14 protein-coding genes are annotated in these 13146 nt (G+C 36.0%); 1 reads left to right on the top strand and 13 read right to left on the bottom strand.

What is annotated here, in order from left to right; genetic code table 11:
• Positions 1-174: 174 nt before the first annotated feature.
• From ABXR35_RS14165 to ABXR35_RS14145, 5 genes are all read right to left on the bottom strand, one after another.
• A complete protein-coding gene (locus tag ABXR35_RS14165; protein WP_367061663.1) occupies positions 175-1335 on the bottom strand; it encodes a cobalamin-independent methionine synthase II family protein in 1161 nt (386 codons plus the stop codon).
• 381 nt (positions 1336-1716) lie between these two features.
• Positions 1717-1995, bottom strand: coding sequence for a hypothetical protein (locus tag ABXR35_RS14160; protein ID WP_367061660.1), 279 nt, complete (start codon positions 1993-1995; stop codon positions 1717-1719).
• A 613-nt stretch (positions 1996-2608) separates the two neighbouring features.
• Positions 2609-2818 carry a hypothetical protein gene (locus ABXR35_RS14155; RefSeq protein ID WP_367061658.1) on the bottom strand — a complete coding sequence of 70 codons (210 nt, stop codon included), beginning with the start codon at positions 2816-2818 and terminating at the stop codon, positions 2609-2611.
• The gene (locus tag ABXR35_RS14150) at positions 2811-3008 is read right to left on the bottom strand and encodes a hypothetical protein (RefSeq protein ID WP_367061655.1); all 198 of its coding nucleotides are present in this window, start codon (positions 3006-3008) and stop codon (positions 2811-2813) included. Before ABXR35_RS14150 ends, ABXR35_RS14155 begins: the two co-directional genes overlap by 8 nt.
• 312 nt (positions 3009-3320) lie before the next feature.
• A complete protein-coding gene (locus tag ABXR35_RS14145; RefSeq protein WP_367061653.1) occupies positions 3321-3992 on the bottom strand; it encodes a hypothetical protein in 672 nt (223 codons plus the stop codon).
• Positions 3993-4139: 147 nt separating this feature from the next.
• Between ABXR35_RS14145 and ABXR35_RS14140 the strand changes: the two genes are divergently transcribed.
• Positions 4140-4298, top strand: a complete 159-nt coding sequence (locus ABXR35_RS14140; protein WP_367061650.1) for a hypothetical protein — start codon at positions 4140-4142, stop codon at positions 4296-4298.
• Positions 4299-4351: 53 nt separating this feature from the next.
• Here ABXR35_RS14140 and ABXR35_RS14135 read toward each other — a convergent pair whose 3' ends face one another.
• The 8 genes from ABXR35_RS14135 to ABXR35_RS14100 all read right to left on the bottom strand — a co-directional run bounded on the left by ABXR35_RS14135 (position 4352) and on the right by ABXR35_RS14100 (position 13015).
• Positions 4352-4966, bottom strand: a complete 615-nt coding sequence (locus ABXR35_RS14135) for a recombinase family protein (protein ID WP_436669374.1) — start codon at positions 4964-4966, stop codon at positions 4352-4354.
• Between the two features lie 183 nt (positions 4967-5149).
• On the bottom strand, positions 5150-6271 hold the full coding sequence (locus ABXR35_RS14130) for a site-specific integrase (RefSeq protein ID WP_367061646.1): 1122 nt from the start codon (positions 6269-6271) through the stop codon (positions 5150-5152).
• Between the two features lie 28 nt (positions 6272-6299).
• On the bottom strand, positions 6300-6482 hold the full coding sequence (locus ABXR35_RS14125; RefSeq protein WP_367061643.1) for a helix-turn-helix domain-containing protein: 183 nt from the start codon (positions 6480-6482) through the stop codon (positions 6300-6302).
• Positions 6483-6725: 243 nt separating this feature from the next.
• Positions 6726-8306: a DNA primase family protein gene (locus tag ABXR35_RS14120; protein WP_367061641.1), complete on the bottom strand. Its 1581-nt coding sequence runs from the start codon at positions 8304-8306 to the stop codon at positions 6726-6728.
• Complete coding sequence (locus ABXR35_RS14115) at positions 8307-8840, bottom strand: hypothetical protein (protein ID WP_367061638.1); 534 nt, start codon at positions 8838-8840, stop codon at positions 8307-8309. It abuts the gene before it with no gap.
• A gap of 162 nt (positions 8841-9002) precedes the next feature.
• The gene (locus ABXR35_RS14110) at positions 9003-10211 is read right to left on the bottom strand and encodes a hypothetical protein (RefSeq protein WP_367061636.1); all 1209 of its coding nucleotides are present in this window, start codon (positions 10209-10211) and stop codon (positions 9003-9005) included.
• Between the two features lie 197 nt (positions 10212-10408).
• A complete protein-coding gene (locus ABXR35_RS14105; RefSeq protein ID WP_367061633.1) occupies positions 10409-11476 on the bottom strand; it encodes a copper amine oxidase N-terminal domain-containing protein in 1068 nt (355 codons plus the stop codon).
• Positions 11477-12007: 531 nt separating this feature from the next.
• On the bottom strand, positions 12008-13015 hold the full coding sequence (locus ABXR35_RS14100) for a hypothetical protein (RefSeq protein ID WP_367061631.1): 1008 nt from the start codon (positions 13013-13015) through the stop codon (positions 12008-12010).
• Between the last annotated feature and the right edge of the window lie 131 nt (positions 13016-13146).

Raw genomic sequence — 13146 nt, 5'->3', positions numbered from 1 at the left:
TGCTTGGTAATTCCTTTATTTTGGAAAATCGATAAAGATTATGTTCGATTCCAAAGCAAAACGGACACCATACGGCGTCCGCTTCATTTTGTATATATGAAAAATACTAACTCTCTTATAACAAGTATGCTTTACTATACTGTTATATTATTTTCAGAAGATTCATGACCTTAATCACTGATTCCAATACTGCTTCGCAATCCGTTGCCCTTGATTAATTTTCGCCCACTGTTCCGCCTCGGTCAGCTCATTACCACCATCACAGGAAGCAAAGCCGCACTGGTGAGACAATAGCAAACGATCTTTTTCAATAATATTAGACGCTTCATCCAACAAACGCAGTACACGCTCTTCATCGTCCAGTGTGCTTGTTTTGGAAGACAGCAAACCCAGCACCACTTCCGTATTAGGCTTATCCTTAAACACAGCCAGCGCTTCCAGAGAACCCGCACGATCATCATCCCATTCGAGGAAGAAACGGTCGTATTTGAGTTGCTTCAGGAACAAATTCGCGATCTTCACATACGAACCACCACCCATATTACGGGAATCGTAGTTACCGCGGCAGTTGTGCGTCCACATTTTCAGACCGAGACTGTGACCGTAGTCGATGATAATATTGCTAATATCGATAAACTCCGTCGCCAGCGCTTGTACTTCCTCCTGATTGATATGCTCACCTGTATACGGAGAGTTCGGATTGTCATCCGCAAATAGCTCCCACAAGCAATCGTCGAATTGCAGAATTTTGCCGCCCGCAGCCGCAAAATCATCTACAAATTCTTTATATGCTTTCACCAGTCCAGCCTTCAGTTCCTTCGTATCCTTGTATACCGAGTCCGTACCACCGATATTATCCGACCAGGATAGTTCGCCGAAGATATGAGATGGCGAAGGCACGCATAGCTTGGTTTCACGATCGCCTGCACGCTCCTGCAGCTTTTTGTATACCTCGATAAAGTGGTGATTTTTGCCGCTCAGCTCGCCTGTGATACGTAGACCGATATCTTTACGCGTCTCGTACTTCGAGCTACCGTCCGTATCACGGAAAAAGTAGCCATGATCTGCAATATAACGCTCCACGCCATCAAAGCCCCAGACAAAGTCCAGATGCCACATGGATTTGGAATATTCACCGTCGGTGATGATGGAGAGATCATTTTGGATTTCTTTTTCGATTACGGATTGGATGGCGCGGTCCTCGCACTGCTGGTAGCCATCGAATTCCTGGTAGAACGGGTACTGGATGTCATCGCGGTGCTCGATTTGGGTTTTGTATTCTAACAGTTCAGCCGGACGAAGCAGGCTGCCTACGATTTGGAATTTATCACTCATGTGGGAAATCCTCCTGGTTGGGTGGTTTTTGTGGTTGGATTGGGTGGTGCTTACCGTCGGTTGTTGTATGGGTTAATTTTAGCATGAGTAGAAGGGGGATATGTAAAGCTGAAAAGGTATGGCTGGTTATAGGGAGGAGCTATGGCAGGATTAGGGAAAGGTTATACTAGTCAGTAGATTATATATGCTATCATCGTATAACTGTTTGTTAAGTGCATTATCAGAATATTTTTCTTCAATTGAAGGGCTTTTCTGTGTAAATCCAACTCTTCGTAAGCATATATTATATGACGAGATATCTTTTCCATTTATGACTTATGATTAATCCCTCTAAATTGAAATAGAAAAAGACCATCGGGCTTCCCTACCGATGGTCTTTTTTCATTTTCTTTTATAGTATTTGTGCCAGCTTAATAAAAAATCTTTAAATGTTTTTTGATGAGTCCACAGATACTTGCTTGTATTCCATTCGTCGATTGCTTGTTGATAAGTCTGCACTATACGGTAATCACAAATGTTATAGGAACAAAATAACTTCTTATAACTACCTCCATTACTTATGTCCTCAGCATATCGGCGAACTGCTTTACTTGCCTGGCGTTTCATCCAAAGTGTACCTTGATCTTTACAAACGAGAGTTTTTTTATAACTTCTACTCATAGCCCTAACCTCCTTTAGGGAAGCTAGAGACCATCAAGTAATTTCATAGGTTCACTCCTTCGCTTTGATCTTTTTATCATATGAAGTTTTTAGCTAAAAGGCAAATGATATGGAGCTATGTATTCTGTAAACTGATCCATACATTCAAAATGGATCGTTATATATTTAGCGTGACATCAGTACCGTTTTTATCCATGAACTTAGCAAAGAAACTATCGCTATCCCTTCGATAAAATACTTTTACATATGACACACCGAATACAAAAAAACATCCAGTTGTGTATACAGCAAAATTAGATGTTTTTCATTATATTATTTCACAACAACTGCCTGTGCCCAGTTAGGTACCTCATCTGCACAATAAACTAATTTATCATGAACTAACTCCGCTACAATTAACGGCTCGTATGTATTATTAATAATGATGACTTGATCTGCGATAGCTAGAGCTGGTTTAAGATTCTGTAGGGATTGTCCATATCGAAAGCGAATATCTTCCTCTGCGATCCAATACCCACCCTGCTCGACACGAGAAGCAACACGGTCAATTTGCATATGCTTTAAAACGAAAGAGCCAGATAGAGTCGTTTCTATAGCAAAATCAGCACCAGTTTTAATCAGCGATCGGATTCGTTTGACAGCCTCTCGACCCTCGACCAGCAGATAAATCAGCACTACGCGGATTATCTGGCTTTAGTTCTCTAGCGATTTGATCTGGATCAACCAGTTCACCAAGCCAATCTCTCATTTGCATGCTGAGCGTACTTTTTCCAGCTCTATTCGTTCCTGCAAATACAGTCATAGTAGGCTTGATTTCATTCATGATATTCAAATTCCTGTCTGTTCCCTGCGTCATCAAATACAATTTCGAATTTATTACCGTTTGCATCTTCACGGACACGTTTGTTGTTTTTCATATAGTAAATAGAAGCACCTGACTCTTTGGCTTGTTTGCGTGCGTGTTGGTTGGCTTTTTTTAAGATTTCTTGAAGTTGTTCTCGATTGTCGAGCATATAAAGATCTCCAATCTGATTTTATTTTTTTATATTATAAACGAAAAAACCACTAGCCTATACAGTCTGGTTAGTGGTTTTTCTCTTATGGAGGCGAGGGGAGTCGAACCCCTGTCTTGCTCTCGTTAAGTTGTCCTTAAATGATTTAATAAGTATCCAGAATGCTTAACTGGCAAGGCATTGCGACAATAAATTTGTTATCTATTATCGTTTAAAATTATAGAGAATTATATTCATTTAATTCATTTGTCTACCGTTGACTACAGGAATCGGACAGGAAACTTGCATAAATACTCTTTCTAACATCATGACTTAACCATCTGATTTCTGTAAATCGCTCAGATTCAAACTTCGATACAACTCAAGTTGCTTAGTTAGAAAAAATAATTCATCCTTTGTTAAATCAGTAATAGACTCTCTCTTACGAAGATCATACACCTCGCGATATTTGGCTTGATCTTTTTTATCACTGAAAAAGCTAATTGGATTAATCTCCAATATCCCATCCTGAAACTTTGTATATTCCGCTAGTCCGCCTTTAGCCATATATTCAGAAAGCGAACTTATCATTTCAGTCTTTTCCTTCAGGCTCATGTTTGACATCACTTGTACAATTATATCCTCATAATTCTCAAGCAGCTCGTCTTCATTATTATGAATTGGCTGCATCATAGCAACAATCAATTTCTTATTGCTTAGAAGCATAGTTGTAAAGGATTCGAACAGCTTGTCTATTATTGCTTTAAGAAAGGGGGCTCTTTCTGCATATGAAGATAGAATCAGTTCTTCTTCATCCCCATTCAACACTTCTGCCAACGCTTTATTAATTTCGTCTCCAGCAGGAGGTAACTTACCGTTTTGCAGCTTACTTATATATGCTTTATTAGTAGCTAGCCCTTTTTCTCTTAACTTAGACTCAATCTGGCTTAATGATAACTCCGAATTATCTATATATTGTCTTAGCAATTCTCCATAAGAAAGCATTATAAACACCTCATAATAATGATAATTTCGTTGTCATAACAAGTCAACAGATGTTTTTAGTTGACAACATACTATCCTTGTGATAATTTTGTTATATTAAAACAACGTTGTTTTAATATAACTACATATTATGAGGAGGAAACTCAGATGGCACTTCGCAACGATATTATGAAGATAGCAATTCTAGTTATTTTAATATTTCTTTTAGTAAAGTATCCTGAACAAATGGGCAAATTTTTCTCTGTTGTTCTGGCTGGTTTCGCCGAAATTTTGGCCAAGCAATTTATTGGCAGTATGAGTTTTTAAATTCTATAAAAAATAGAAACCTTTCCATAGCTGCTTAGGGTAGGTTTCTATTTTTATTGATTACTATGTTCCAATAGCTGCTCATACTCTCTAAGCCTCCTATAAAACGTTCGATGTTTCATTCCCAATTGCTTCATAGCAAACGTAGCCGTGATCATACCAGACTTCCACTCTTGATAAACTTCAATGAATGCTTCATTTATTTCAATCTTCGGGCGACCAAACTTGACTCCATCACTCTTAGCTATTTGAATTCCCTCTGCTTGACGTTGTTTATTTTTCTTTCTTTCCTGTGCAGCTACATATGCCAGTAAACTCAAAAATTGGTCCTCCATTACTTTTCCGAAATCACCCATAGTTTTAAATTTCCTTGAATCAAATAGAGTCTCATTATCCAGGCAAACAATATCTGCCTTCACTTCACGAGTAACATACTTCCACTCATTTATAATTCCCTCATAATCACGCCCTAATCGGTCTAAGGCATCAATATAGATTAAGTCACCTTCGCGAATCATTAAACGCATAGCTTGATATTGTGGCCTATTAAAGTCCTTTCCACTTAGCTTATCAACAAATATATATCTTCCATCAATTCCGATCTCTCGAAATTTTAAAAGTTGCCTTTCCGGATTCTGATCTTTAGCCGATACTCTGCCATATCCCATTATCACAATTTACCCCTCCTAAAATTCCTGCCAAAAAGTATGTGTTATCTATGGCACATGCCAATAATAAATTATTGATATTTTGGCACGTTAAGTGATGCACTTTGAGGACGTGCCTAAAAGCATGCTTTAAGACACACAAAAGGAAGCAGTACTGCTTCCTTTTGTGTGTCTATTTTCATATCATCGACCCCTTAATGCATCACTCATTAGGTTTAATGTATCCTTGTGAGTCTTATCAAATACATGAGTATATATTTTATTAGTAGTGCATATGTCTGAGTGGCCCAATGCCTCAGAAATTGATTTCAAGTCCACTCCCTCATTGTGTAGCACACTCGCGAACGAATGTCTGAGATCATGAAGACGAATTTTAGGAAATTCATTTTTTTCAAGAAAGTCCTTGAACTGCTCTGTGACTGAGTTCACACGATATGGCTTTCCATTATCATGACAATAGAGGTAACCAGATTTATCATACTCAGTTTCAAACAATATCTTCATTTCCTCATGTTTAGCTTTTAAATTTGATAGTAAACAGTGAAGGTCATCACTCATATGAAGTGATCGTCTACTTTTATCTGTCTTTGGTAGTTTTGTTATTACCTTGTTACCTGCACTTGTGCGAACCTCTTCAATATGAATTTTCCTTTGATCCAGGTCAACATAATCCCATCTAAGGCCAACGATTTCTTCTCTTCTTAGGCCCAAATATATAGCTAGGTTAACTGGAACCTCCAATTTTGTATTCTTTACCTTTTCCAGCAGTACAAAAAGTTGTTCTTTAGTATAAGCTTTCCCTTCGAATCTTCTCTTTTTTGGTAAAGATACAGCATCAGCCACATTCCTATGGACTAACTGCTGTTTCAAAGCATAATCCAAAGTCTTACGAATGAGTGCGTGATGTTTATGCACTGTATTTGGTGATAAATCTTTCTCATCCATAAGAGCTTTATAATATTGTTGAATGTGTCCAGGCTGGAGCTTTTGCAGTTCGAGAATTTTGAAAAAAGGAGCTATGTGCTTATTCAGAATATTCTGATACCCATAAATCGTCGTCTCCTCACAATTGTACCTCACATAGTTGTCCATCCAATGATGGATCGTCTCTACAAATGTCATTCCACTACTTAGCACCATAAGATTACGGTTTTGGTTATACTCAAACTCGTTAAGGAGCTTTTCAGCTTCCTTTTTTGATTGAACTGTAACGTATTCTCTTAATCTCTTACCGTTGTTTATATCTTTACCTAACTCAAATGTAACTCTATATTTGTTGCCTATCTTTGAGATACTACCAGCCACTCTAAACTCCTCCTGTCGTTAAACACAATTAAAATACTGAATTTTGCTCAATCCAAAGATTAAACCCCTTTACAGGTATGAGAATTTTCCTACCCACTATGACCTTGGGAAACCCCTCCTTTTTAACCAGACTGTATAGCGAATTTTTTCCAAGTGGTAATATTTCATAAAGCTCATCAATTGTGTAAAACAATTTTTCAAAGTTGACCATTCTTACCATCTCCATTGAATAATATATTAATAAAAAAGTGGGAAATACCATGCGTTTTAATCCAAATCAAAGTATTGAATCGCTTCATAATCCTAAAGTTTTCGATGTCGTAGCTACACTATGAGACACGTTGTAGACTGCAAGTTCTACGTGAAAAACTCCCTAGAACTATGCTGTGTAAGGCTTTTCTGAAGGTCGTAGCCACTGTAGCCTGTATTTTTATGAATGCTTTAGCATAATGCCTCAAAATCCCGCTAATGGTGTGGTTCCGTCTATGCGGAACTTCCCTGGTTCAACTCCAGTTTTAACAACCTCGTTAAAGAACTCTCTTGAGCTCATAGCCTTCGACTGGTTATTTTTGTAGTAACTAATGTAGGCGTCGTACAGCACTTTTCTATGAGTTTTAAGTTCGCTATCGCCTACATCAATCAAACAACAATCTTCTACAAACCCTGTAATTCCCGACTCAAATATGAATTGCTTTTTAAAATCTATAGCATCACTACTCTCTGTGAAGATAAAGTTCCGCTGCATTAACCTTCTTAGCCCTTCAAGAGCCCAGTGTATAATATAAGACTTTTCTGCTAAAATTTTTCCTAACAGGTCTTTGTCCCGTCTCTCTTCGGGTATTGAGTGGTTAAACATTATAAACAACATTCTATCTGTTAACGCCCCTGTTGTATCTGCTTTACTTAAACTAGGCATGTGGTTTCCTGCCGCTACAATCTTTGTTTTACTATAAAAGTAAAAGGGATCTTTACCCTTTTTTTTCGCTGCAATTAAGTCTCCACCAGTTACCGCTTTAATCACATCGACGCCTTTAAAACTTCCCTCCTCGTTCATCTCAGGAGAGATATTTAATTTGGATTTGAATAACTCAGCTGCCATAAATCGATTAACCCCAAGTTGTTTGAGAGTAACCGCTGTAGTGAAGCTTTCACCGATTAAACTTCTCCAAATTCCTAACCATAAAGATTTTCCTGAATGGGCTTTTCCTAACAAAATGAAAAACTTCTTTGCGTTGCAGTAATTGCTAAGAATATACCCAGTAATCTCTTGAAGAGTCCTTTGCTTATCAATATTGCCTTCAGTACATTCATCAAGAAACTCCTCAAAGTAGTTAGCATAACCCGAATAATTATTTGCTAGTCTTTCCTCATAATATCCGTCAATGAAAGTAGTAAATAGATAATCTGAGTGGTGTTCCTGGAAACTGTTATCCTCCAAGTTATAAACACCATTTCTAAAATTAATCAGATGACTGTACCTGTTGAATTCTTTACCTTCTATCTGTAAATCGGGGTTACTTTCTATCCGATGTATCACTTCAAACATTCTGTTTTTATTCATCTTTTTATCAACATCAGTAGGAATGTTGCTCCGAACATGAATTGCCAACTGCAATTCTGTCACCTCTTGAAAATATCCGTACAGATCGTTATATACGTATATATTTTTATCACTACACTTTATGATAAGTTTTCTTACAATCTCAGTCGCTACCTTATAAGTAACATCATCTCTTCTATTCTGATATAGACCATGGTCTGGTATGTCACTGGTCTCATTGTTACTGACATGACTGCCATTATCACTTACGTGATTCGATATAGACTGCTCCTTCTCTAAACTCTTGGTATTGTCTAGGTTGAATTCTTCTTCATCACTAAATTTCTGTATGAAAACATCTGATAGTACACTTTCCCGTCTAACTACTGTCACATAATTATTATCCAATGTTTCATTTCTCTCTAAATACTCTGGGCTAACAGTGCTCATGGTGTTAGAGATATCGAGACTCCACTGATTTTTCTTTTGACTCATTTAATTGACCTCCATTTGGTTTTTTAAATTTTCGTAAAAAGAAGGGAAACGATTATTCATCATACTAAAAGCAATTACTCTTAACTTATCTCTTAAATTTGCTGCTGTTACAAACATATGACTGATCTTTTGTTCAAGGCTTCCATCATAAATTGTTAGTTGAAGAAATTCTGCACATTCAACCATTACGACCATAAATATATTCTTAAAATCATCATCGTTCTTCAGCTTTAAATACCTATCCTTTTGAACAACATGGAATTTTATATCTTTTTTTCTGCAATCGAAAGTAACCCTTAAAAAGTCATCTTCATCAACGCCCTGAGACCAATAGGAATTAGATTGATGTGTCATTATAACTTTATTGTCACCCTCTACCAAACCAATGAATAAATGTCCTTTGGCTAGGACACAATCGTTGATATACATCAATGATTTCTCCTTTTCAATCATGTGACACTGGATATCATCTCGATCAATTCTCTTATTGTCGAATAGTTTAATTTCGTTCTCATGTACGTTTGGTATTTTCATCTTTTCCAAACCCCTTTCAATTTGTCTTAAGTAACTTACAAAATAGAGTATACTGTGTCTTTTTTAACTGTAAGGAAATTCATAATACTTTTTTATACACTAAAACCCTTGCTACAAAAGAAAAACACTAATTCTTGTGAATTAGTGTTTTGAAAAATTATTTTATTCTTTTATCCCTATTGCCGTGGTAATAAAAAAATCATGAGCATACATAGTTAAGAGATCTAAAATTTTTTCTTGTTTCGTACCCGATTCAATTATAGGCTCAATATATTTGGCAACATCCCTCTCTACAATTTTATCCATGCATTTTATATTATTTCTAATTACATTTATATTATAGGGAACCTTAGGGAGCAATTCATTGTTTATAGAAGCAGTTTTGATACTTTGAATATGCTTTGTATGTTTCAAAATTATTTGTGAGTCATCTCCAAAAACCTCACTTTGTTTTATAAAATTGTAAATAAACGAGGAAGAACTTATGTCTATGTATTCTTTTCCTGCCTGCTTCACAAAAAAGTTTTCTAGAATTTGTTCTTTTATAAATTCTATCAAGAGTGGCAATATAAAATATCTGATTTTCATTAAAACTGGAATAAAAAATTCCACTTGACCTAAACCATTCTCTATTATTGAATTTAGGATTTCTCTCCTAACATATGGTGATTCGATTATAGTTACAGAAGCTAAGGCTTTCATTATCACTTTTTTATCTGGAGCACTTTCGTCAATTAAATTGAATATCGAAAGAAGATCAAGACCAAAGAATACGTCTGTATCTATTTCAAATGCATAAATTTCATCTAAAACTGATACATCTTCTAAACTACATAACATTCTTAAGAAGGTCTCTGTATTTTCTTTGATTAGTTCCAAATCATTTTTGATAAGCCTTGTGGGATTCATGATTTTTCTCAGAGGTTTTTTGTGTCGTATACATGCCTTTGCATAAACGTTATATACAGATCCATATTTAACTATTTTATTATTTTGAAATATTTTCTTAATGTCTCTGTGTAGGTTTACATCACTCCCCCATATTTCAGTTAAATATTCCTGAATAATCTCCCCATATACCTCCTTGTAAACATCTACAGATGAAATTAGGAGATCATCGTATACTTCTGCTTCATCAAAATCGCCACTATTATATATGTTTTCGTGTGCTAACAATTCTGATTCCGTGTTTTTTTTCAGCATAAAAACAGCACTTTTAATTAATGATAGTCGAAAATTATGGTTATCAAGATCCAAAACACCCAGTATACGATTCACTTCAGATCCAAAACGAATAGAATGTATCAAGGTATTTAGATCTTCTAACTTTTCATCATTTCCTAAGTTCAACTTAAATCCCAAAATTGACATCAAAAGTTTCCTAGAAGTTGCATCATATTGAAGCAATTTGATTCATCCGTTCTCTTTTTTACAAAAATATATCATTACCTCAAAAGTCCATCTAGACATAATTTGGATAAAGGTTTGATAAATTATGAAAAAGAGAGGTGTTCAGAAAGAACACCTCTCTAGTATATAAACCCTCCACAGTGTTGTAGCTATGTTTTCTATCCAGCCGCTCCAGCGTTTTGTCCTAAGCTCATATTAGGAATCATTTTCTCAAGGAAATAATAATACGCTTCATCATCTAATTTTTGATATGCATCATAAATATCTTGAGTAAAGTTGATAGAGTATACCTTATTTCCAACAAAGGCCATAAGTGTTGTAGAATCACTACTCACTCCTGAGTCATAAAAATGTTCCTCAACAACATATGCACTCTCGGCTCCTTTTACAGATACTTTTTTTATACTTGATAGAGTCCCACTGTATGTCATACCTAAAAGTTCTAAGAAGTCCTCCCCTTTGATTCCATTATAATTTTCCCATACGGTTCCTATAATTGAAACATTATCGGTATAGTAGAATATCGTATAATAATCCATATCGACCTTACCTTCAATTTCATCTGCTCCTGAAATAACTTCTCTCCCGAAAAGTATTACTACAGGAGTCCCCCATGAATTAAGGAATGTTGTTTTGTAGGAGTAATATTGCTTCCCTCCATCATAGTAAATGCCCTCCTTAATATTCTGCTTTCCAGTATGCTGCCCTGCATACCAAGGAGTATAGCCTTCCGTTTTCTCCGTCAAACTAATGAATGAGCTGGTTCCATGCCAAGTAACGGCAATTTTAAACTGTTCTAAGAATCTCAGAGGAACAACAGTGGTTCCGTTAATAACGGTAGGTGCTACAGAAAGCGAAAGTGATTTCCCGTTTACTTTTGCCTTTAAATTATCGGGTTTGAGCACCGCAGTACTACCCTTGTACTGCAATGTAATTTCCTTACTTACGCTGTTCCATCCACTTTTCCCACCAAAAAGCTTCATCACACTAGCTACTGGCAAGTAAGTTGAACCATTTTTAATGATAGGAGTACTGCCACGCTCATCAAGCTTTTGATTTTGACCATTAACGATAACATTATTAGAGCCGACATGAAGTACAACATGGACTGGAATACTATCGACACTTTCTGCGCGAGCCATGTTTGTATATGCTGATAAATTAAGCATCATAAAAATTAGTATCATCATTATGGATATAATAACTTTCCTAAAGGTAAGTTTCATTTTAACCTCCTGAGTATATATGATGGTCTAAACATCATCTATTAAATTACAGATGTTTAAAAATACGACTGGTACTTTGGCTTATCAATCTAGTAAGTCTCTCTTGCTCCTCCATCAAATCTTTTATCTGATAGTATTTATCAAAATCGGCTTGAGATACTTCGCGATATCGAGGGTACTCCTTCTCAAATCCTCTATTATCTACAAGTTTAGTTACTCCATTAGGCACTACACTTGTTTCATAGATTCCTTCTCCAGATAAATTAGATCCTTCGCTCAATTGCAGAACAGCTGCCCATTCCTCGGAAGCAGAGTAACCAAATAGTTCAGAGTAAGAATAGCTAGATATATAATAACTGTCTGAATAATTTCCAGTGGAGATTGTGAGATCCCCAATCTTGGTATCCGCATCCTTAATCCTGTAACCTATATATCCTTTTATTGTCTGTATTTCAGATTCATCCTTTATAGCACCATAAAACAGCCGTGGATTTTCCTTTAGGAATTTTTCGAGATCACTTTTTGCTTTGATTATTTTTTTGTCTCATCCACCACAACACCAACATTGCTATTTTTGAGTCCTGTAATACCATGTATAAAACTTATCTTACCGTATAACTTCTCCAGCTTATCAATTTTTGAATTAGTATATAAATCCTTGTTTTCTTTTAAAATCTGAATGTATTTTTCTTTCGTGCGTTCTTCAATGTATTTCTTTATTTCTAAGTTTTCTGATGAATTATATATCTCCAGAAGCTTCTCAGTTTTCTCCTTTTTTAGACTATTGTCGATTTCCTTTATAGTTTTCTGATAACTATCTTCTGGCTCTGAATTAAATAAATTGCTGAACCAATTAGAAAAGGATGATTCCTTTTCTGTGTTATCTTCATTTTCAGTAGTATTCTTTATCTCAACAGACTGTTGCTCTGATAATACTTCTTCTTGCTCTGTTTGATTTCCCACTGTACTTACAGTTTTTTCATCCTCTGCCTGTTGCTCTAATTGTTTGTCCAATGTACTTATGGCTTTTTCTTTAGTAGCCTTACCTTCTAATCCACGTTGGATCTTTTCTTCTTTTGCTAGGGCAACTTGCTTTTCAGCTTCTCTTTCTTCCTTATCTTTTTTTACTTGAATAGCCTTATCTTTGCGTTGCTCCTCTTGTTTAGCAATAAATTCAGTTGAGTGCATACCGTCTAAAGCAGCCCAGCTAGATAACAATCCTGTTAACACTATTAATAAAGACATTATCCATGCCATTACCTTTTTGAATACAGTGCCGCTACTAAATAGAGGTAGTTTAGTTCTTATATTCCCTAAATTTGATATAAGTATATACGGAATAAGAACAAGGAATACAAATACGACAAAGCCCTGCCACCTTGAGACGGTATCATCCAACGCCGATAATGTCGAATCTCCAATTCCCATGAGCACAATAGCTAAAAGAACCATGACAACATATAGAACTATCGAAACAATCTTCTTCCATCTTTTGTTGGTTCTGAAGCCTGGTAATTGAGAAACTATTTTCTTAATCATTGAATACCTCCATAGAATTCTCTTAAATAATTTAGTTTTCTCTATCTGTCACTACTATGTATGAGATTGTCCTCCTTACTAACATAATGGAATAAAGCTAGAAAGCAGCATATAAAAGCCTGATCATCTTC

It is taken from the genome of Paenibacillus sp. JQZ6Y-1, assembly GCF_040719145.1.
GTDB lineage: Bacteria > Bacillota > Bacilli > Paenibacillales > Paenibacillaceae > Saccharibacillus > Saccharibacillus kandeliae.
Note: the sequence above shows the minus strand (reverse complement) of the source record. Positions and strands in the feature narration are given on the sequence as shown.

Coding starts and splice junctions, on each gene's coding strand:
- ABXR35_RS14155 (WP_367061658.1), bottom strand. CDS start 2,818: ATGAATGAAATCAAGCCTACTATGACTGTATTTGCAGGAACGAATAGA.
- ABXR35_RS14120 (WP_367061641.1), bottom strand. CDS start 8,306: ATGAGTCAAAAGAAAAATCAGTGGAGTCTCGATATCTCTAACACCATG.
- ABXR35_RS14165 (WP_367061663.1), bottom strand. CDS start 1,335: ATGAGTGATAAATTCCAAATCGTAGGCAGCCTGCTTCGTCCGGCTGAA.
- ABXR35_RS14160 (WP_367061660.1), bottom strand. CDS start 1,995: ATGAGTAGAAGTTATAAAAAAACTCTCGTTTGTAAAGATCAAGGTACA.
- ABXR35_RS14125 (WP_367061643.1), bottom strand. CDS start 6,482: ATGGTCAACTTTGAAAAATTGTTTTACACAATTGATGAGCTTTATGAA.
- ABXR35_RS14145 (WP_367061653.1), bottom strand. CDS start 3,992: ATGCTTTCTTATGGAGAATTGCTAAGACAATATATAGATAATTCGGAG.
- ABXR35_RS14100 (WP_367061631.1), bottom strand. CDS start 13,015: ATGATTAAGAAAATAGTTTCTCAATTACCAGGCTTCAGAACCAACAAA.
- ABXR35_RS14150 (WP_367061655.1), bottom strand. CDS start 3,008: ATGCTCGACAATCGAGAACAACTTCAAGAAATCTTAAAAAAAGCCAAC.
- ABXR35_RS14115 (WP_367061638.1), bottom strand. CDS start 8,840: ATGAAAATACCAAACGTACATGAGAACGAAATTAAACTATTCGACAAT.
- ABXR35_RS14135 (WP_436669374.1), bottom strand. CDS start 4,966: ATGGGATATGGCAGAGTATCGGCTAAAGATCAGAATCCGGAAAGGCAA.
- ABXR35_RS14105 (WP_367061633.1), bottom strand. CDS start 11,476: ATGAAACTTACCTTTAGGAAAGTTATTATATCCATAATGATGATACTA.
- ABXR35_RS14140 (WP_367061650.1), top strand. CDS start 4,140: ATGGCACTTCGCAACGATATTATGAAGATAGCAATTCTAGTTATTTTA.
- ABXR35_RS14110 (WP_367061636.1), bottom strand. CDS start 10,211: ATGTCAATTTTGGGATTTAAGTTGAACTTAGGAAATGATGAAAAGTTA.